Annotated in this window: 20 protein-coding genes; 6 read left to right on the top strand and 14 right to left on the bottom strand. The window is 71.2% G+C overall.

The window, feature by feature from the left end; all coding sequences use genetic code 11:
* Nucleotides 1-5 precede the first annotated feature (5 nt).
* Together ASE20_RS21145 and ASE20_RS21140 are read right to left on the bottom strand one after the other, a co-directional pair.
* Nucleotides 6-566, bottom strand: a complete 561-nt coding sequence (locus tag ASE20_RS21145) for a TetR/AcrR family transcriptional regulator (RefSeq protein WP_056896568.1) — start codon at nt 564-566, stop codon at nt 6-8.
* Nucleotides 567-598: 32 nt separating this feature from the next.
* Complete coding sequence (locus ASE20_RS21140; protein ID WP_056896567.1) at nt 599-1,303, bottom strand: hypothetical protein; 705 nt, start codon at nt 1,301-1,303, stop codon at nt 599-601.
* Between the two features lie 113 nt (nt 1,304-1,416).
* Here ASE20_RS21140 and ASE20_RS21135 point away from each other — a divergent pair, with 113 nt between their 5' ends.
* On the top strand, nt 1,417-2,991 hold the full coding sequence (locus tag ASE20_RS21135; RefSeq protein ID WP_056896566.1) for a phytoene desaturase family protein: 1,575 nt from the start codon (nt 1,417-1,419) through the stop codon (nt 2,989-2,991).
* Between the two features lie 10 nt (nt 2,992-3,001).
* On the top strand, nt 3,002-3,709 hold the full coding sequence (locus ASE20_RS21130; protein ID WP_056896565.1) for a hypothetical protein: 708 nt from the start codon (nt 3,002-3,004) through the stop codon (nt 3,707-3,709).
* 115 nt (nt 3,710-3,824) lie between these two features.
* On the opposite strand, the gene ASE20_RS21125 is transcribed toward ASE20_RS21130, so the two are convergent.
* The 8 genes from ASE20_RS21125 to ASE20_RS21090 form a co-directional block, all read right to left on the bottom strand.
* Nucleotides 3,825-4,157, bottom strand: coding sequence for a GIY-YIG nuclease family protein (locus tag ASE20_RS21125; protein ID WP_056896564.1), 333 nt, complete (start codon nt 4,155-4,157; stop codon nt 3,825-3,827).
* Nucleotides 4,158-4,414: 257 nt separating this feature from the next.
* Complete coding sequence (locus ASE20_RS21120; protein ID WP_056896563.1) at nt 4,415-5,434, bottom strand: acyl-CoA dehydrogenase family protein; 1,020 nt, start codon at nt 5,432-5,434, stop codon at nt 4,415-4,417.
* 1 nt (nt 5,435) lies between these two features.
* Nucleotides 5,436-6,593, bottom strand: a complete 1,158-nt coding sequence (locus tag ASE20_RS21115) for an acyl-CoA dehydrogenase family protein (RefSeq protein ID WP_056896562.1) — start codon at nt 6,591-6,593, stop codon at nt 5,436-5,438.
* Nucleotides 6,594-6,604: 11 nt separating this feature from the next.
* Entirely contained in the window at nt 6,605-7,795 is a 1,191-nt protein-coding gene (locus ASE20_RS21110) for a thiolase family protein (RefSeq protein ID WP_056896561.1), read from the bottom strand.
* Nucleotides 7,796-7,833: 38 nt separating this feature from the next.
* Nucleotides 7,834-8,241, bottom strand: a complete 408-nt coding sequence (locus ASE20_RS21105) for a nuclear transport factor 2 family protein (protein WP_056896560.1) — start codon at nt 8,239-8,241, stop codon at nt 7,834-7,836.
* An 89-nt stretch (nt 8,242-8,330) separates the two neighbouring features.
* Nucleotides 8,331-9,752, bottom strand: coding sequence for a wax ester/triacylglycerol synthase domain-containing protein (locus ASE20_RS21100; protein ID WP_056896559.1), 1,422 nt, complete (start codon nt 9,750-9,752; stop codon nt 8,331-8,333).
* Nucleotides 9,736-10,644, bottom strand: a complete 909-nt coding sequence (locus ASE20_RS21095; protein ID WP_056896558.1) for an alpha/beta fold hydrolase — start codon at nt 10,642-10,644, stop codon at nt 9,736-9,738. Before ASE20_RS21095 ends, ASE20_RS21100 begins: the two co-directional genes overlap by 17 nt.
* Nucleotides 10,645-10,973: 329 nt before the next feature.
* Nucleotides 10,974-13,310, bottom strand: a complete 2,337-nt coding sequence (locus tag ASE20_RS21090; protein ID WP_056896557.1) for an ATP-binding protein — start codon at nt 13,308-13,310, stop codon at nt 10,974-10,976.
* 152 nt (nt 13,311-13,462) lie between these two features.
* On the opposite strand from ASE20_RS21090, the gene ASE20_RS21085 reads away from it, so the two are divergent.
* Both ASE20_RS21085 and ASE20_RS21080 read left to right on the top strand, forming a co-directional pair.
* Nucleotides 13,463-14,188, top strand: a complete 726-nt coding sequence (locus tag ASE20_RS21085; RefSeq protein ID WP_157538331.1) for an SGNH/GDSL hydrolase family protein — start codon at nt 13,463-13,465, stop codon at nt 14,186-14,188.
* A 6-nt stretch (nt 14,189-14,194) separates the two neighbouring features.
* Nucleotides 14,195-14,557 carry a hypothetical protein gene (locus ASE20_RS21080; protein ID WP_056917916.1) on the top strand — a complete coding sequence of 121 codons (363 nt, stop codon included), beginning with the start codon at nt 14,195-14,197 and terminating at the stop codon, nt 14,555-14,557.
* A gap of 82 nt (nt 14,558-14,639) precedes the next feature.
* On the opposite strand, the gene ASE20_RS21075 is transcribed toward ASE20_RS21080, so the two are convergent.
* Nucleotides 14,640-15,359, bottom strand: coding sequence for a hypothetical protein (locus ASE20_RS21075; protein WP_056896554.1), 720 nt, complete (start codon nt 15,357-15,359; stop codon nt 14,640-14,642).
* On the bottom strand, nt 15,356-16,060 hold the full coding sequence (locus ASE20_RS21070) for a hypothetical protein (protein WP_056896553.1): 705 nt from the start codon (nt 16,058-16,060) through the stop codon (nt 15,356-15,358). The genes ASE20_RS21075 and ASE20_RS21070 overlap by 4 nt, the downstream gene beginning before the upstream one ends.
* Before the next feature lie 151 nt (nt 16,061-16,211).
* Between ASE20_RS21070 and ASE20_RS21065 the strand changes: the two genes are divergently transcribed.
* Nucleotides 16,212-17,852, top strand: coding sequence for a GMC family oxidoreductase (locus ASE20_RS21065; RefSeq protein ID WP_056896876.1), 1,641 nt, complete (start codon nt 16,212-16,214; stop codon nt 17,850-17,852).
* 28 nt (nt 17,853-17,880) lie between these two features.
* Here the strand turns inward: ASE20_RS21065 and ASE20_RS21060 are convergent, their stop codons facing one another.
* Nucleotides 17,881-18,276, bottom strand: a complete 396-nt coding sequence (locus ASE20_RS21060; protein WP_056896552.1) for a hypothetical protein — start codon at nt 18,274-18,276, stop codon at nt 17,881-17,883.
* A 348-nt stretch (nt 18,277-18,624) separates the two neighbouring features.
* The gene (locus tag ASE20_RS21055) at nt 18,625-19,026 is read right to left on the bottom strand and encodes a nuclear transport factor 2 family protein (protein ID WP_056896551.1); all 402 of its coding nucleotides are present in this window, start codon (nt 19,024-19,026) and stop codon (nt 18,625-18,627) included.
* A 96-nt stretch (nt 19,027-19,122) separates the two neighbouring features.
* Here ASE20_RS21055 and ASE20_RS21050 point away from each other — a divergent pair, with 96 nt between their 5' ends.
* The gene (locus ASE20_RS21050; protein ID WP_056896550.1) at nt 19,123-19,485 is read left to right on the top strand and encodes a winged helix-turn-helix transcriptional regulator; all 363 of its coding nucleotides are present in this window, start codon (nt 19,123-19,125) and stop codon (nt 19,483-19,485) included.
* Nucleotides 19,486-19,964 lie beyond the last annotated feature (479 nt).

The raw sequence follows: 19,964 nt of genomic DNA, 5'->3' as shown, positions 1-19,964 counted from the left end.
GCCCGTCAGACCAGCACGGACGGTACGGCGTACTGCCGCAGCTCCCGGCGCAGCGCCGCCGGGTCGTCGTGCTCCCCCAGCAGGAACCAGGTGAGCACGCCCTGCAGCCAGCGCGCCGCGAGGTCGACGGTCGCGCCGGGCCGCAGCCGGCCGCTCGCGTCGGCGTCCTCGAGGATCGGGTGCAGGCTCTGCTCGATCAGCACCTCGAGCGGGTGCGAGCCGCCGAGCACCGCGCGCACGCGGTCGCCGGGCAGCGCGGCCGCGAGGGTGGCCAGCTCCGCGTCGGCAGCGGTCACCTCGATCGCGTTCGCGAGGAACTCCGCGAGCCGGTCGACCAGGTCCTCGTATGCCGCGTGGTCGAACGCGTCGACCCGGGCCTGGAGCTCCTCGCAGACCTGCACGATCGCGAGCTCGACGAGGTCGTCGCGGGTCGAGACCGACTTGTAGACCGTCTGCCGTACGACGCCCGCGGCCCGGGCGATGTCGGACATCGACGTGCCGGCGACACCCAGGCGGAGGAAGGCCTCCCGTGCTCCCCGGACCAGCCGGGCAGTCGAGGCGTCCATGGAAGCCAGCCTAGGGCGTGTCGGGCAGGGGCTCAGCCCGGCTCCGTGCCCTCGTCGATCTGGACGGTCAGCGCGCGGTGCACCTCGTAGCTGATGCAGGCCATCCAGATCGCGAAGGCGGCGAGCGGGATGTAGATGCCGACGATGCCGTTCCAGGCGAACGGCCCGTCCTTGAAGAAGAGCACCAGGCCGGCGGGCGTGATCAGCAGCGCCGCCCACGCGGTCAGGTAGCCGAGCCAGCGCGGCAGCACCGGCTCGGGGCGCCGGTCGATGAAGATCGCCGCCACGATGCACCACATCTGCATCCACAGCGACCAGATCACGGTGACGAAGAGGATCCAGCCGACGTCGTGGAGCGCCTCGGTGACGGCCGGTGGGCGCTCGTCGTAGCGGAAGGCGGCGGCCATCCAGACCCCGATCGGCGTGATGAACTCCAGCGACAGCAGGCCGCAGGACACCAGCTGGGTGGCGGCGAGGATGCGGGCCCCCTCGATCCGCTTGAGCTGGCCGGAGATCGCCGCGGCCCACGGCACCAGCAGGGCCGACGCGGCCATCACGATGACCAGCCCCACCCGGATCAGGGTCGGGTCGTCGGCGTACAGCTGCTGGACCTCCTCGGCGCTCGCGCTCGGCGCGGAGGGCGGGAAGAAGCCCATCACGAAGATGAACGTGGCGAACCAGATGAGCACCATCAGGGGTCCGGTCCAGATGAGCACGCGGTGGACGCGAGCCTCCATGACGTCGCCTCACTTCCGGTCGAGGGGCGATGAATTGTGAGGCGAGACTATTCACAAAGGCGTCGTTTGTACATACTCTGTCGAAATGTCGCCTTCCGGAAGAGGGGCCCGCGATGGCCGAGAGCTTTGACTTCGTCGTGATCGGCGGCGGCCACAACGGCCTCAGCGCGGCCTGCACCCTCGGCGCCGCAGGCGCCTCGGTGCTCGTCGTCGAGCAGCAACCCGTGCTGGGCGGGCTCTCGACGAGCCACGCCTACCTGCCCGAGGCGCCCGACCACGTGCTCAGCCTCGGGGCGATGGACGACATGTTCATGTCCTGCACCTCGATCGTCGACGACCTCCGGCTGCGGCGGCACGGCTTCGAGACGATCACCGTGCCGGCGCCGTACGGATGGATCGGGCCCGACGGCGAGACGCTGCTGCTGTTCGCCGACCTCGACCGCACCCTGGCGGAGGTGCGCCGCTTCTCGCCGTACGACGCCCGGGCGTACGCCGACCTGCAACCCGCGCTGTCGTGGATCTTCCGCGCGCTGGTGACGGTCATGTCGCGGCACCCCGCCGAGCTGCCGAAGCGCGAGCTCGGGCGCCACCTGCTCCGGCTGGCTCCCGACCGCACCACCCGGCGCCGGCTCGGCCAGATCATGTCGAGCAACCTCGTCGAGCTGATGGCCGAGACCTTCCGCAGCGACGCGATGCGCTCGCTCGGCACCTACTGGGGCTCGATGATCGGGCCGATCGACGCGGACGGGGGCGGCTTCTACTGCGTCGGGCTCGCGGCCGTGCACAGCCGGCCGGGCGTGCAGCGCCCACGCGGTGGGATGCGGTCGATCGTCGGTGCGCTCGAGGGTCGCGCCCGGTCGCTGGGCGTCGAGGTGCGCAGCGGGTGCGGCGTGGAGCAGGTCCTGGTGGACGGCGGGGAGGTCCGGGGCGTCCGGCTGACCGACGGCACGGTGGTGGACGCGCGGCGCGGCGTGCTGGCCGCCGTACCTCCGCAGACGGCGTACGGGCCGCTGCTCGAGCCCGGCGTCCTCGACTACAGCGTCACGGCCAAGGTCGCGATGCTGCCCGCGAGCGGCAACAACTCCGCCACGTTCAAGGTGGACCTCGCCGTCGGCGGGCCGGTCACCTTCCCTGTCGCCCAGGGCCAGCGCGACCGGCTCGACGGGCACGACCTGCGGACCGTCTCGCTGATGACCGGCACCTTCGCCGACCAGATCGAGCAGCTGCGGCTGATCCGCCAGGGCCGCTCGCTGGCCGCACCGCCGTCGTACCTCGCCGTGCTGTCGGGCCTCGACCCCACCGTCGCGCCTCCCGGGCAGGACGTCGTCTACCTGGCCTCGAACGTGCCCGCCCAGCCGCGCGAGGACTGGCCCGACATCCGCGACCGGTACGCCGACGGCGTCCTCGCCACCGCCCGCACCCACCTGTCCGGGCTGGACGCCGAGATCGGGCGCGTGGTCACCTCGCCCGCCGACTTCGGCGAGCAGTACGCCACGCCCAACGGGTCCTACTTCCACGTCGACATGACGCCGCTGCGTCTGGCCATGAACCGCCCTGCGCCGGGCCTCGGCGGCTACCGTTCCCCCGTCGCCGGCTACTTCCACGCCGGCGCTGGATCGCACCCCGGCGGTGGCGTGAGCGGCTGGCCCGGCCGCCTTGCCGCCCGGACCGCGCTCGCGGAGCGCTGAGGAGACGCCCGTGTACGACGTGCAGCCCGTCCTCGACCGGATCAACGAGCCCTCCCTGCCGTTGCTGGTCTTCACCGCGATCGCCTGGGCGACCGGCTTCGTGCAGATCGTGCAGGCGTTCCGCTGCGGCCGCCGCGACCGCGTGCCCGCGGCACCCATCGGGATGACGGCCTTCCTGCTGGCCCACGACGGCACCTTCGCCCTGAACGCCGACCACTGGCTGAACGACGTGGACGTCTGGTACTTCTCGATCTTCTGGGTCGGCATGGTGATCTCGGTCGGCATCGAGCTGATGCTGGTGCGGCAGTACCTCGCCCTCGGCCAGCCGCTGGTCGCCCCGGACCTGCCACGCTGGATGTTCGTCGGCTCCTACCTGCTGCTCCAGGCGTTCGCCTTCATCGGCCTCTGGTGGCTCCAGTCGCTGCTCGACGACCCGCTGCGGCTGGTCAGCCTCGCTGCGACACAGGTGGTCGCCGTGGTGTTCCTGGTGCCGTGGATCCTGGCGCGAGGCGATGCCCGCGGGCAGTCGCGAGCGTTCGCGTGGGCGACGGTCCTGGGTCCCGGCGGCCTGGCCCTCGGCCTGTTCCCCGCGCTCTCGCCCGAGCTGTTCGACAACGCCCACTTCTGGGCACTGTGCGCCAGCCTCGTGTCGCTGTCGGTCACCTACCTGCTGCTGCTCGAGCACCACCTGCGCCGCGACGCCCTCCCCGGTGGTTGAGGTGCGACGAGCGCCAGCGAGGAGCCTCGAAACCTCCGGGCCCGGTGCACCCAACCCTCGTCGGCACAGTCCCAGCACCACGGCCAGAGGTTTCGAGGCTCGCTGCGCTCGCACCTCAACCACCGGGAGCGTCGTCCGCGTCCTTCTCGGCCGCAAGCCTCTTCTGGACCGCTAGTCGTCGCGACAGGTCGGGCAGCTCGTTCCACGCCCCGTTGATCAGCGCTTCCCGCTTCTTGCGACTCCAGCCCTGGACCTGTTTCTCGAACCGGAACGCATCCTCGACCCGGTCGTACCAGACGCACCACACGAGCTCGACCGGTCGACGCCGGTAGGTGTACACCGCGCCGAGCTCACCTTGTTGGTGTTGCCAGACGCGTCCTTCGATGTCCCAGGTACTGCCCACGTAGTAGCTGTCGTCGCTGCAGCGCAGCATGTAGGTCCACGGCATGCGGACCGACTCCCCACCCGTCAACCATCCGCAAACGCGGCACCCGGTGGCCCGTGGAGGGGAGCGCACTCCCGTCGCTGGTTGAGGTGCGACGAGCGCCAGCGAGGAGCCTCGAAACCCCCGGTCCCCGTGCACCCAACTACCCGGGGCACAGTCCCAAGAACATGGCCAGAGGTTTCGAGGCTCGCTGCGCTCGCACCTCAACCACCGCCCAGGCTCGGCGCTGGCGCGCCTCGCACCTCAATCACCGGCAGGGGTCAGAGCCCGAGCGCCGAGGCCAGCACGGCGCGCGGCTCGCTGGTCGCGGCCGAGGCGACCCGGACGAACCGGGCGTCACCGAAGGCGTGGGCGATGGGGTACTCCCGCATGTAGCCGTAGCCACCGTGCAGCTGCATGCCCTGGTCGACCGCACGGTCGTGCACGTTGGCGGCGACGATGCGGACGGCGGCGGCGAGCGCCGGCGTGAGCGTGCCCCCGACGACGGCGGCGAGCGCGGCGTCGACCATCCCGCGGGCGGCGGTCAGCTCGGCACCCACCTCGGCGAGCCGGAAGCGGGTGTTCTCGAACGTCGCGAGCTTGCGGCCGAAGACGGCCCGGTCCTGCACGTAGTCGACGGTGAGGTCGAAGGCCGCGCGGGCCGCGCCGACGCTGACCACCGCGCCCCACAGGTCGAGCGCGGCGAGCAGCCCCGGGGCGTCGTACCCGTCGCCCGCGAGCACCGATGCGGGCACCACTACATCGGCCGCTGCCGCGTCGGTCCCCCCGAGCAGGCGGGACGGCACGACCGCCAGCTCGTCGCGCCGCACGACGACGCACCGGTCGGGCCGCGCGGCGTCGACCAGCACGAAGACGTCCGCGATGCCCGCCCCCGGTACGCCGGCCGCACGCCCCTCGGCGGAGACCACGGCCACGCAACCGATCAGCTCCCCCGCCGCCAGGCCGGCCACCTCGGCCGACCCAGCAGCGACCAGCGCCGGCAGCACCACACCGACGTGCCGAGCGACGACGAGGGCGAGACCGGTCGCACCGGTCGCCGCCAGCTCCTCGACGAGCACCGCGGCGAAGCGCGGGTCGTCCAGACCGGCGCCACCGAGCTCCTCGGGCACCGTGGTGCCGAGGAAGCCCTGCTCGCCGGCGGCCGCGAGCAGCCCGCGGTCGAAGCCACCGTCGGCACGCCACTGGTCGAGCTGCCCGACCACGTGGTCGGCGAGGAAGCGGCGGACCGACTGCGCGAAGTCGTCGTGGTCGGCGTCGTACCCGACGCGCGGCGCCAGCACGTCAGGCCCGCTGGTCGAACCGGCGGCCGAGGTACTCGGAGACGATCCGGGTGCGCTGGATCGTCGGCGTACCGCCGGCGATGGCCCAGCCGACCGCGTCGCGGTGCATCCGCTCGATCTCGTACTCCTCGGAGTAGCCGTAGCCGCCGTGGAGCTGGATCGCGAGGTCGGTGACCTTCTTGACCATCTCGTTGGCGAAGCACTTGGCCAGCGACGCCTCGAGCTGCTGGGGCGCGCCATCGCCGGCGTTGGACGCAGCGCGGTAGATGAGCAGGCGCGCGATGTCGACCTGGGAGATCATGTCGGCCAGCGCGATCTGGGTGGCCTGGAAGTCGACGATCGCCTTGCCGAACTGCTGGCGCTCCTGGACGTACGCCGCGGTGCGGTCCAGCGCCTCCTGGGCGATCGCGAGGCACATCGTGGAGTTGCCGAGGCGCTCGATCGAGAACGCGGTGAACAGCTTGCTGAAGCCGCCCTCGGGGATGATCACGTTCTCCAGCGGGACCCGGACGTCGTCGAAGAACATGTCCGCCGAGCCGACGCCGCGGTGGCCCATCAGGTGCTCCTGCGGGCCGAAGGTCAGGCCGGGGGTGTCCTTGTCGACGACGACCGCGCCCATCCCCTTGCCGCCGGGGGTGTCACTGAAGCGCACGTAGACGAGGTACTGCTCGGCGACACCGCCACCGGAGCACCAGCGCTTGGCCCCGTTGATGACGACCTCGTCACCCTCGATCCGCGCCTTCGTCTTCACGTCGGTCGCGGCCGAGCCCGCGTCGGGCTCGGAGATGCTGATCGCGATGATCTTCTCGCCGCGGGTCACCGGCGGCAGGAACTTCTGCTTCTGCTCCTCGGTGCCGAACAGGTGGATCACGCGGGCCGGACCGGCCGACGCCTCGAACAGCGGCCAGGCGCAGAGCTGGTTCGCCTTGGCGAACTCCTCCTGGACGATGAGGGCGTCGATCAGCGGACGGCCGCCGCCGCCGTACTCCTCGGGGAGGGCGAGCGCGAGCAGGCCCAGGTCCGCGATCTTCTTGCGCTCCTCCGCGGGGAAGTGGGTGCGGTCACGGTCCCACTGGCGGGAGAGGTCGGAGTACTGCTCCCGGGCGAACCTGCGCGCGAGGTTCTTGAGCTCCTGCTGCTCTTCGGTCAGCTCGAACACGGTCGTTCTCCTCAGATTCGTTCGATGATGGTCGCGTTGGCCATGCCGCCGGCCTCGCACATGGTCTGCAGGCCGTAGCGGCCGCCCGTCGCCTCGAGGCCGTTGAGCATCGTGGTCATCAGGCGGGCGCCGGACCCGCCCAGCGGGTGGCCCAGGGCGATCGCGCCGCCACGCGGGTTGAGCCGCGACTCGTCGGCGCCGAAGTGCTGCGCCCAGGCCAGCGGCACGGGCGCGAAGGCCTCGTTGACCTCGTAGTGGTCGATGGCGTCGAGGCTCAGGCCGGAGCGCTTCAGGGCCTTCTCGGTCGCGGGGATCGGGCCGGTCAGCATCCGGATCGGGTCGTCGCCGGCGACGGCCATGGTGTGGATGCGTGCGCGCGGGGTCAGGCCGAGCTCGGCGGCGCGCTCCTCGGACATGATCAGGATCGCGGCGGCGCCGTCGGTCAGCTGCGAGGAGTTGCCGGGCGTGATCTTCCACTCGGCGATCTCGGGGAACCGGGCGCGGTACTCGTCGGTCGCGAAGACCGTCGGCAGGCCCGCCAGGCCCTCGACCGTCGTACCGGGGCGCGGCGTCTCGTCGAGGGTCACCACGGTGCCGTCGGGCAGCGTGACCGGGACGATCTCGGCGCTGGCGTCGGAGGCGACCGCGAGCTCGTGCGACAGGGCGGAGAAGGTGTCGAGGCGCGAGCGCGAGAGCCCGAACTCGTGGGCGATGATCTCCGCGGAGACACCCTGCGGGACCAGGCCGGGCGCGTACCGCTCGGCGACCGACGGGCCGAACGGGTCCATGCCGATCCGGCCGGCGCCCATCGGGATCCGGCTCATCGACTCCACGCCCGAGGCGACGACGATGTCGTGGACGCCGGCGATGACGCCCTGGGCGGCGAACTCGACCGCCTGCTGGCTGGAGCCGCAGGCCCGGTGGACCGCGACCGACGGGACCGACTCGGGCAGGCCTGCGGCGAGCCAGGCCCACCGGCCGACCGGGCCGGACTGCTCACCGACCTGGCTGACGCAGCCGGTGATGACGTCGTCGACGAGCGCCGGGTCGATGCCGCTGCGCTCGATGAGCTGCCGCATCACCTGGCCGAGCAGGTCGGCGGGGTGCAGCGACGAGAGGACGCCGCCGGGCTTGCCGTCCTTGGCCGGCTTCCCCCTGCCGAGGGGCGAGCGGACGGCATCGACGATGACTGCTGTAGGCATGGTTCTCCTTGGTTGGTCCGCGCGTCGGGCAGCAGCCGTCAGCGCAGCAGGTCCTGACACGCGGCGGTGTCCCAGTAGTAGGCGCGGCACTCCTTGACGAGGCCGTCCTCGAAGGTCCAGAGCTCGAGGGCACCGCTGGGGATCGACGAGCCGTTGGCGAGGAAGTCGAAGGTGACCTGTGCGGCGACCTGGTCACCGCCGTCGAGGATCGAGGTGACCGCGAGACCGTCCGGGCCCATGCCCGGGTTCGGCGTGGCCAGGCCCGCGAACACCTTGCGCAGCACGGCCTTGCCCTCGACCCGGCCGCCGTACGGCAGGCCCTCGGGCCAGTGCACGGCCGCGTCCTCGTGGAAGGACTCCTCGAGGAGCGCGTCGAGCGCCGCGGCGTCACGCCCGGCAGCGGCTTCGTAGAACGCGGCGACGACCTCGCGCGGCTGGGCACTCATGCGATCTCCTCAGGGAATGATTATTGAATCTTGTCGTCTCAGAATATCGGGACGGCTCGTCTCCGTCAAAGCCCCACCAGTCCGGCGGTTCAGCGGCCGAGCGCGAGGACCTGGTCGAGGCCCTCCTGCAGGCACTCCCACAGCACGTCGGTGTCCGGGAAGACGTCGCCGTCGACATTGACCCCGATGCAGCAGATGCCCTCGTGGGTGCACAGCGCGGCGCACATGGACGTGCCGGGCAGCGGGCCGAAGACGAACATCCGCTCGAACGGCACGCCGGCCCAGTACGTCCGGAAGGGCACGCCCTGCCAGCTGCTGGTGGTGAGCGTGGCTCCCGCGTTGAGCCCGGAGATCGCCGCCGCGACCAGCGGCGACGGCGCGAGGTTCATCAGCGGGGTGACCTTGTTCATGATGTCGAGCGCGGGCTCCTCGCGGACCTTGAGCACCCGCTCGTGCATCGCGCGGATCCGGTCGGCGGGGTCGGCGAGGCCCGACGGCGCCGAGAAGAAGGCACCGGTGAACCGGTTGCCGCCCATCGGGTCGTCGTCCCGGCGCATCGACACCGGCATCGAGATCGGTACGTCGCCCAGGGTCGTGCCGTGGCGGTCGTGGTAGACCCGCAGCCCGCCCAGGATCGCCGACACGAAGGCGTCGTTGACCGTGCCGTTCGCGGACTTCGCGGCGCGCTTGAGGTCACCGAGGTCGCACTCGAGGCTGCCGAAGCGCCACTTGGTGCGCGGCCCCGGCTGGAGCAGCTCGCTCTCCGCGCGCGGCGGCGGCGTGGTCACCCGCGGCACCGACGACAGGTACGAACCGGCACCCCGCACCACCCCGACCGGGTCGGCCGCGACCTGGCCGACGGCCTTGGCGCCACCGCGCAGCACCTTGCCGACAGCGCCGGCCTGCCACCGCAGACCATGGCCGGTGGCGTCCTTGCGCGACACCTGCGGCCGCTCGATCGTGCCCGGCGCGACGTCGTACACCTGGTCGGGCTCGCGGTCGAGGATGCGCGAGAAGAGCTGGGTCGCCGCGGCTCCGTCCATCAGCACGTGGTGCGCCTGGAGCAGGTACGCCGCCCGTCCGCCCTCGAGGCCCTCGACGAAGACCGCGGCCCACGGCGGACGGGTCCGGTCGAGTGGCGTGACGGCCATCGCCTGGGCGTACTCCAGCAGCTCGGCCATCGTGCCCTCACCGGGCAGCCGGACGCGGCGCAGGTGGTAGTCGAGGTCGAAGTTCTCGTCGGTCGTCCACATCGGCGGGCCGGTCGGCACCAGCGGCTCCACGACCTTCTCGGCGAACCGCGGCGCGAGCCGGATCCCCCAGCGGTGCGCGGCCTTGATCCGCTCCCAGGTCGGGGTCTCGCCGAGCACGATGACGACCACACCGGTCCACGAGTCCGCCGGCGGCCGCTCGGTGCGCCACATCAGGGCGTCGAGCGGATTGAGCTCCGGCTCCCCCCAGTGCGCCAGCTCCGCGCGTCCGCGCGCGATCTCCTCATCCGACAGTGCCATCGCCGTACCTCCCAGCCGTGGATCCGTTGTGCGTCGTCCATCCCCGGTTCTCGAGGAAGTCGAGGGCGAGGGCGTCGAACTCGTCGGCGGCCTCGAACATCGCGCAGTGCCCGACGTCATCGAGGACGACGAGCTGCGCCTGGTGCAGCCGCGCGACGAGGTCGCGGGCGGCCGCGAGCGGCAGGATGCGGTCCTGTCGGCCCCACGCCAGCAGCACGGGCACGTCGACGCGTTCCGGCGCGAGCTCCCGGAGCTGTTCGCTGCCGAGCCGGACGGCCTCCATGAAGCCGGCGCCGATCGCGCGCGGCATCATCTGGTCGACCAGGGCGACAGGAAGCGCGCGCCAGTGGTGCACGGCCGGCGAGAGCACGAACCGGCCGCCGTTGCCGCGGACCAGCGCGCGTCGTACCCCGGGCGTGAGGAGCACCAGCCGGAACAGCCAGAACGCCGCCTGGATCACCCGCAGCCGGGCCGCGGAGAGCGCGACGCCTCCGGCCGACACCAGCACCAGGCAGGCGGTGCGCTCGGGGCGAGCGGCCGCGAAGCTCAGCGCGACCAGTCCGCCGAGCGAGTGCCCGAAGACGGCGGCACGGTCGATGCCGAGCTCGTCGAGCAGGCCGCGCAGCGTGGTGAGGTAGCCGGAGAACCCGGCGCCCGCCGGCAGCGGCTCGGAGCCGCCGAAGCCGGGCAGGTCGACCGCGATCACGCGGTGCTCCGCACCGAGCGCCTCGAGGTTGAGGAGCCAGGTCTGCCACGACCCGGCCATCCCGTGCACGAGCAGCAGCGGCGACCCCTCGCCGTAGTCGACGTAGCGCACCACCCGCCCGCCGACGATCACGTCGTGGACGTGCGCGCTCCAGTCGACATCGACCCAGGACCCCACGTCGGCCACCGGCCATCCCCCTCGACTTCGCGGCGAGAACCTCGCCGTCCGGTCTATTTATGAGACGGCACGGCTCAGTATGCCATCGTCAAGGAGATTTGGCGACTGGTGATTTCTGGATTGCTGGGGGTGCCGCCGCAGGTCAGGGTCGGCGGCCGGGTGACGCCCGGTTGGGGGGGTGGCGGCGCGCGGCCGCCCGCAGGAGCCACCCCGACAGGATCCAGCAGCACGAGCCAGTCCCAGCACCACGGCCAGAGGTTTCGAGGCTCGCTGGCGCTCGCACCTCAACCAGCGCACGAGGCTCGCTGACGCTCGCACCCCAACCACCGCCAGGACGATCAGCCAGCGACCTCGTCCTGGTGCTCGGCCACCCACGAGGCGATCGCCGTGCGCGAGGTGAAGCCCAGCTTGCGCAGGATGTTCTCGACATGGGCCTCGGCCGTCCGCGTCGACAGCACCAGGCGCTCGGCGATCTGCTGGTTGCTCAGGCCCTCCTGCACCAGCAGGGCGACCTCCCGCTCGCGGCGGGTGAGCGGCGACTTCACCGGTTCGGTACGACGGGCGCGGGTCGCCGCCGCCGGTGCGGGCGCGGCCGCCGTCTCCTCGAGCCCGTAGGCGATCGCGGCCGCGGGGTCCATCGCCGTGCCCGCGGCCATCGCGCGCTCGTACTCCTCAGGGCTGAGCACCGACCGGGTGGCCTGCTCGCACTGCTCGCGCCGCTCGGCGAAGTGGGGCAGGGCGTTGAGCAGGATCCCGAGCGTGTTCCAGATCGAGGTGGCGGCGCCCATCAGCGTCGCCGCGCGCTCGCCGCGGCCCTCGGCTATCGCGACCCAGGCGAGGAACTCCAGCGTCAGCGCGGTCCCGAGCTGGTCGCCGAGGATCCGCTTCATCCCCAGGGCGTCGCGCAGCGTCGCGGTCGCGGCGTCACCATCGCCGTCGGCCAGCTTCAGCACGCCGAGGATGGCCAGCCCGTTCGAGCGCATGTAGAGCTCGGACCGCTCCTCGGTCAGCGCCACGGCCTGCAGCAGTGCGGCCCGCGCACGCTCGGTCTCGCCGGTGAAGCCGGCGAGCATGCCGCCGATCACCAGGCCGAAGCACCTCGTCGACAGGTCGTCGACCTCGGCGAAGCGCTCGACCGCAGACTCGATCAGGTCGACCCCGCGTGCCGTGTCGCCGGTCCAGCCCGCCTGCACGCCCTCGGCGAGGGTGATCTCGGCGGGCGTCACCGGGTCGTCGGCGGCGGCCGGCTCCTCGGCCAGCAGCCGCAGACCCTGCATGATCGCCTCCGCCGAGACGAAGTCGACCTGCATCAGCGCGAACCACGCCGCGACCCGGAGCCCTGTCGACAGCGTGGGTCCGCGCTCGGCGGACTCGGCGCCGGCGAGGGCCTGGTCGAGCCAGCGGCGCGCCTCGCTGACGAAGCCACCGGTGATCCAGAACTGCTCGAGCGAGGCGATCAGGCTCAGCGCGTCGGCCGTGTCGCCGGTCTCGATCGCGTCGTGGAGGGCCGCTCGGATGTTCGCGTGGTCGGCGTGCATCTCGCCGAGGAGCGCCACCTGGTCCGGCCCGGTCCAGGTCGCCCCGAAGTGCCGGGCCCGGCCGAGGAAGTGCTCGCGGTGGCGGCGTCGCACGTCGGAGGTCGTGCCGGCACGCGCCAGCTCACGCTCGCCGTAGAGACGGAGGGTCTCGAGCATGCGGAAGCGGGCCCCGTCGCCGAGGTTCTCCCGTCGTACGACGGAGCGCTCGACCAGCGAGTCGAGGACGTCGAGGAAGGCGTCGCCGAGCCCGGCGCCGGCGACCGCCTCAGCGGCCTCGAACCCGAAGCCGCCGCGGAAGACCGACAGCTCGGCCCACAGCCGGCGCTCGTCCTCGGTGCACAGGTCGTGGGTCCAGTTGACCGACGCCTCCAGCGAGCGCTGGCGGTCGGGGACCTTGCCGCGGAAGCCACGGTTGAGCAGCCGGTAGCGGTCCTCGAGCCGCTCGACCATCGCCTGGGGCGAGAGCACCCGGGTCCGCGCGGCGGCGAGCTCCAGGGCGAGCGGGATGCCCTCGAGCGCGCGGACCAGCTCGACGATCGCAGGGGCGTTGCCGGCGGTCACCGCGAAGCCGGGCTCGATGGCCGCGGCCCGCTCGACGAAGAGGCTGATGGACTCGTACTGCCCCAGCCCCTCGACCGGTACGTCGACGCCCGCCGTCGGCATGGTCAGCGGGGGCACCTGGAACAGGCTCTCCGCGCGCAGGCCGAGCGCCCGCTGGCTCGTCGTCAGCACCCGGACGCCCGGGCACGAGTCGAGGATGTCCTCGACCAGGTCCGCGCAGGCATCGACGAGGTGCTCGCAGTTGTCGATGGTCAGCAACGCGCGGCGGTCGGCGAGGAACTCGGTGATCAGCGCCGGGTCGAAGTCGGCGGACTTCACCTGCAGGCCGATCGCGCGGGCGACGCTGTGGCCCAGCAGGTCGGGGTCGGTGACGTCGGCGAGCTCGACGATCCACGCGGCGTCCTTGTAGACGCGCGACAGGTCCGCGGTGACGCGCCGCGCCAACCGGGTCTTGCCCGCGCCCCCGACACCCGTCAGCGTGACCAGCCGGTGGCCCTCGAGAAGACGCTTGATGGTGTCGAGCTCGCGCCTTCTTCCCACCAGCGGATTGGTCTCCGCCGCGCGCCCCACGACCATGCGCCCATCTCACACGGCCGCACCCACCCACGCAAGCGCGCCCGCCGGTGGCGGACAGGCGTTCTTGCGCAGCCTCCTACGTAGTAGCCCGCATGTGTCGATGGGACCGCTGGAAGGACGGTGGGCATCCAGGCGCGAAGGATGTGAGGACGATGGGCCGACGAGACACCGGGCAACGCACCGTGCGGGTGCCCGCGCGGACCGACGCGACGGGCAGGCTGCGCGGGTACGTGCGGCTGGCCGCGCTCGGGGACGAGCTCGCCGGCGTCGTACCGGACGGGTGGGCTTGGCTGCTCGCCCATGCGGTCGGCCAGGACCACGACCTCTCGTTCCACGCCGCCGCCACGCCGGGCTCGCGCGTCGCCGACGTGCTGCGCAGGCAGGCCTTCGACGCCGTGGCCCACCGCGCGCACGTCGTCCTGCTGACCGTCGGCGGGCACGACCTCCGCTCCGCCGACTGGGACGCCACGGCCTTCCGGCGCGACCTGCTCGACGCCTGCGCCGCGCTGGTCCGCGACGGCGCGCTGCTGGTCCTGTCCCGGCTGCCGTCGGCGGCCGGCGCTGCCGCCCGCGTCGCTGCGGCGAACGCGGCCCTCGACGAGGCGCACCTGCGGTTCGGCGGCGCGTTGCTCGACCTGGCCGCCCACCCGGGCACGGAGGACGCCGAGTTCTGGTCGGTGCCGGGCGCCCTGCCTTCGGAGCTCGGCCACCAGGCCCTGCTCGACGAGGTGGCCGAGCTGCTCGGCGAGCACGGGCTCGCCGTCGCCACGGACCTACGTAGTGATCTACGTACTCCCCACCATGCCTCGCCTATGACGACCGTCACAGACTACGGAGCAGGCCGGGGGCTCCCGCTCCGGCCGGACGAGGAAAGGTGAACTGCCATGACTGTGCACGTGATTCGGGACGAGGCGGCCACCCCCCGCATGCTCGTCGTCCTGGTTGCCCCCACGCACGCACTGCGCCAGTGCGACGCCGCGGTCGACAACGTCGTGCTCGCCGGCGCCGTCACCCTCACGTGCGAGGTCGACGTGAGCGACCGGATGCTCACCTCCGCCGTCGGCGAGGTGCTCCGCACGGTGGACGACGCGGCCGCCGACTTCCCGGGCCTCCCGATCGTCATCGTGGGCCACGGCGACGCCGCCGGGGTGGCGTCGATGGCCGCGGACGCCTGCGGCGACGAGATCTCCGGCCTCGTGCTCACGCACCCGCGCGCCCAGCAGGACCCCACCTCGCACGCTGCCTGACCCTCGAGCTGACCCTCGAGATCGAACGACGCCCCGCGGCGGCCGGCAGGCCCGTCGCGGGGCGTCGTCCTGTCTGGGGGTCTCACCAGTCGTACGCCGACGCGCCCTCCCCCGGGCGCCACGCGGGCAGGGTGCGGACGAGCCACACGTTCGCGAGCGACCAGGCCACGGCGGCGAGCGTGAAGCCGACGAACTCCCAGGAGCGGAAGAAGTCGTCGACGTACCAGAGGGCGCCCTGGAATCCGGCCACGATGATCGCGACGCACGCCGGCTGGACGACCGACTGACCGCGCCGGGTGCGTCGGCGGAGCAGCAGCGCCGTCCCGAAGGGCACCGCCCAGAAGGCCGTGATCGGGAAGGAGATCAGGTAGAGGTCGTCGTCGATCGACCGCTTCACCAGGACCCACAGCGCCGTCATGCCGAGAACCGCTCCCGTCACGCCGAGCGCGAACGCCCGTGGTGACAGGTGCGGCGCCAGCTCGGCGTGCCCGTACCTGACCACCAGGCCGACGAGGGCAAGCTCGATGAGGCTGGTCGCGACCAGCGCGACCCACCACGCCTTGACCCACCAGTGGTCGTAGGTGTGGAACCAGTCGTCGTACTGCAGGACGAAGCCGAGGTCGTGGACCGCGAACCAGCCGACCGCCGGCAGTGCGCAGGCGTAGGCCCGGTCCCGCACGGCCACGCGGAAGGAGGTGACGAGGTAGGTGAACGTCGCCACCGCCACGATCGAGAAGAACCCGAGGACGGGCACGAGGTGGTCGTCGATCGCCGCGAGGGCGGAGTGCGGGTCGTAGGTCACGCCACGCCCACCGAGCCGGGGGCCGGCAGCCGCCGGTACAGCGCGATCAGGCCGACGCTCAGCGCGACGCAGACGACGCTGCCGAGCAACCAGACCGGGTCGCGGAAGGCGCCGCCGAGGACGACCGTCGTGAGAGCGATGTAGAAGACGCCGATGCCGAGGTAGGCCCACAGCTGGTCGGCGCCCACACCGGTGCGGTCGCCGCGGCGCACCATGAACGCGAAGGTCGCCGGCGCGCACATGCCGAAGGTGACCAGGAAGGTCATCAGGTAGAGCGGGTCGTCGAGGTAGGTCCGCGTCACCGACCAGAACACGACGCCCGTGACGAGGGCACCGACGCAGTAGGCGATCCACTGCTTCTGGGTCATCCGGGGTGCGAGCTCGCGACGTCCGTACCGCACGGTCTGGACGAAGAAGACCATCTCGAACAGGTTCGTGACGATCAGCCCGACCCAGAACAGCTTCGGGAACCAGTGGTCGTAGGTCACGAACCAGTCGTCGTAGTTGAGCAGGTAGCTGGCATCGTGACCGATGAACACGGTCGTCGCCCACAGCGCCATCGGCGCGCAGCGGTCGCGGCGGGCCAGCCGCGCACAGGCGAAGAAGTAGTACCAGTTGCAGGCCAGCGCGCCGGCGCCGAGCACGAGGAAGAGGACGACGTTGTCGTCCACCGCCTCGAAGACGTCAGTTGCGTCGTACACCGTGCCTCCTGGCGCCCGGACCGTTCTTTTTCAGGCTTACCGTCTCTAAAATGTCGGCGTCGGTCAAGCAGTCGTTGCCGACTGCTTGTTTTTTCGACGGTGCATCTCAATAATAGTGGGGCACGCACGACCGCACTGAATGGAGCCCGACATGGCCAAGCGCCCGACGTACAGCAACGAAGCCGACTACATCGTGGTGGGCTCGGGCAGCTCCGGTGCCGCGGTCGCGGCACGCCTCGCCGAGTCCGGCGCGAGCGTGATCATGCTGGAGGCCGGCAAGTCCGACGCCAAGGGCATGCACGGCTACATGACCCGCAAGCCCGGCATGTGCGCACCGATGCACTTCGACGAGCGGCTCGAGAAGGGCTTCGACTGGGGCTACAAGTCGACCCCGCAGACCAGCGCCGGCGGCCGCGAGATGCTCGTGACCCGCGGCAAGGTGATGGGCGGCTCGAGCTCGGTCAACGGCATGGTCTACGTGCGCGGCAACCGCGCCAACTTCGACTCCTGGGCCGCCGAGGGCAACGTCGGCTGGGACGCCGACAGCGTCAACGCGGCCTACAAGCGCTCCGAGGACTTCGAGGACGGAGAGAACGCCTACCGCGGCGCGGGCGGGCCGATCAAGGTCTCCCGCAGCCGGATCATCCAGGAGGGCACGCACCAGTTCATCCAGGCGACCTCCGAGGCCCTCGGCGTCAAGATCAACGACGACTACAACGGCGCGGAGCAGGAGGGCATCTCCATCATGCAGGAGAACGTGCGCGACGGCGTGCGCTACTCCTCCACCCGCGGCTACGTCCACGACCTCGCACCCCGCACCCTCGAGGTGCAGACCGAGGTCCTCGCCACGAAGGTCGTGCTCGAGGGCACCCGCGCCGTCGGCGTCGAGGTCATCGACCAGGGCCGCGGCGGCGGCCGCCGCACCATCCGGGCCGGCAAGGAGGTCATCCTCTCCGGCGGCTTCGTCAACAGCCCGCAGCTGCTCATGCTCTCCGGCATCGGTCCCGCTGCCCACCTGGCGAGCCTCGGCATCGACTGCGTCGCGGACCTGCCGGTCGGCGACAACCTGCACGACCACATGTTCCACCCGCTGTCGTTCCAGCTCTCGACCATCAACCTCAGGTCGACGCCGGCGTACTTCCTCAAGGGCATGGTCAGGAACATGTTCGGCCAGGACACCTTCCTCAACCACTCGATCTTCGAGTCGGTGGGCTTCGTGCGCAGCTCGCTCGCGACCGACGTACCGGACATCCAGCTGCACGCCATCCCGTGGAGCTACCCCAACCCGGGCGCCGGCGACCACGGCAAGCAGAAGCCCGACCCGCGTCCGTCGCTCGGTGTCTTCTCCACGCTGATCTACCCGAAGAGCCGCGGCACGATCCGCCTCGCGTCGACCGACCCGACCGCCGCGCCGCTCATCGACTACGGCTACCTCACCGAGGCCGACGACCTCAAGGTCCTCGCCGAGGGCACCGAGATGGCCCGCGCGATCATGGCCAGCTCGGTCTTCGGCTCGTCGGTGAAGGAGGAGATCTACCCCGGCCCGGCCGTCACCAAGGACGACCCGGAGGAGATCCGCCGCCGCGCCGTCTCGGTCATGCACGCCGTCGGCACCTGTCGCATGGGCGTCGACGAGCGCGCCGTCGTCGGCCCGGACCTGAAGGTCCGCGGCATCGAGGGTCTCCGCGTCGCGGACGCCTCGATCATGCCGAGCATCACCGGCGGCAACACCAACGCGCCCTGCTACATGATCGGCGAGCGCGCGTCGGACTTCATCCTCGGGCGGGCCTGACCGGCGAGGGGTCCAGCGCCCTCGACGGTCAGGCGAGCTGGGGCCACACGTGGCCCCACTGGTCGACCTCGAGGCGGTAACGGATGTCGCCTCGCGTGACGGCGATGATCAGGTACGGAGTGAGCCAGAGTCCGGCCGTGAAGATGCACAGGGCGATGTGCCACCAGTGAGTGATGGGCTTCTTCTGACTGAGGATCGCCGACCTCTCGCTCTTCTGCAGGACGACGCTCCCGGAGAGGACAGCCTCTTCGATCGCCTGGTCGAGGGCCTTTGCCCGGGTGGCAGTCGTGGCGAGAGGGTGGGACTCGACGGGAGCGGGATCGCGGAGGGCAGCCAGGTTCGCTGACAGGACCGCCCGTCGGGGACCCTTGCGGTCGGGGCGGGTCCAGACTTTCCTTCTCGGCTCCCAGCGGTAATCGCTCACGCCATGCTCCCCTTGTCCTCGGCTGTCGACCGGCCGGATTCTTCCGCATGTGATTCGGCAAGGAGGTCGTTGGGTCCACGGCATCCGAGATCCGCCCACAGATGACGAATGGGCACCCATCCTCGTCAAGGACGGTGCCCATCTGCCTGCTGTGGTGGAGGTGAGGGATTCGAAGGTCCTCCCAGCGCCGCCACCTCAGGGGCGCAGGTCAACTGCCGCCCATTGGTGCAGCAGTCCCGTCGAGCGGAACGTCCACCGACACGTTCTTCAGGTTGTGCCCGCGGGCGCCCCGCACCAGCACAGCGGTCGGTGCAGGTCTCGGCGTGTGCTTCACCTGGTCCTCCACGGTCAGGGACGTCCCCAGAACTGGTCCTCAGCTGCACCGTCCTCGGAGAAGAGGTGCACCTCGACGATCCTGCCGCCGCGGACGGTCAAGAGGTCCACGCCGGCCATGTCCATCGACACCCCGTCGCGATGCCCCGTGAAGCGGACCGGTACGGCGACGAGGTCCCCGTTGACCATCGCCGGTCCGGTCACAGCAAGCTGGAAGCTGCCCTGACTGGTCTCCATCATCCCGCCCAGCAAGGCACCCACGCCGCCGATGCCGACGTGGTCACCACTGAACTGGTTCGCACCGGGCTGGTGCCAGACCACGGCCTCGTCGAACTGCGCGATGGCTGCCGGGACGTCGCCGCGGCCGAGTGCGTCGAAGTAGGTGGCCGCCACGGCGGCGGGGGTCTGCTCGGACATCTTGATCTCCTCAGGTTCCGGGTGAGACCCGATGGTTACATCCGGTAACCTGTCACCTCAACGTAACTAATGGCTTGTCCACCGAAGGAGTTCTCGATGTCCGACCGACCCTGGGACGTCATGGTCGCGACCTGCCCTTCACGGACCTCTCTGGCGAAGATCGCGAACAAGTGGACCGCGATGATCGTGATCGCGCTCGCCGAAGGGCCGCTGCGGTTCGGCGCGCTCCGCGAGACCGTCGACGGCATCAGCGGGAAGGTCCTCACCGACACCCTCCGCGACCTCGAGCGCGACGGGATCCTGACCCGCACCATGTACAACGAGATGCCGCCACGCGTGGAGTACGAGCTCACCGCGCTCGGGCGGACGCTGCGCGAGCCGCTCGCCGCACTCGGTCGCTGGGCCGAAGAACACGTCGAGACAGTCCTGCGTGCCCGCGACGAGTACGACAGCCGCTGACGCCCGCAGGTCAGTGCACCACGGCGCGCACACCCTCGATCCAACGGCCGAGTCCCAGGACGGGCCGTCTCCGGGTGTGAGGTGGCGCGATCCCCGGCACGTCGGGGGACCGGGCCGGTCTGGATCGGTCGAACGACCCCAGCCGTGGCCCTGCCCTGAAACCCGGCCTCGAGACCGAGGCCTCGGACCGCCTCGGCCGGAGCACCCGGGAGGCCCTCCGCGGCTTCACCACCGGACGGAGGTATGCCCGGGGTAAGCGAGACCGCCCCAGCACGGTGCATCCCGCCCGTGCAACTCCCGGCGCGACAGATCCGAAAAGNCGACCTGCCGGTTCTTGCTTGCTGGTGGAGGTGAGGGGATTCGAACCCCTGACCTTCTCATTGAATCGCCCCGGGTTTCGTGGAGGCTCGGTTACTTGGAACCAGCCCCGGTCGGGACGGGTGTTTCAACGTAGTCGGTGACGGTGTTGTTGGCCCAGT

The organism is Nocardioides sp. Root240, assembly GCF_001428825.1.
GTDB lineage: Bacteria > Actinomycetota > Actinomycetes > Propionibacteriales > Nocardioidaceae > Nocardioides.
The sequence above is the reverse complement of the archived record's forward strand: the minus strand, read 5'-3'. Positions and strand labels throughout refer to the sequence as shown.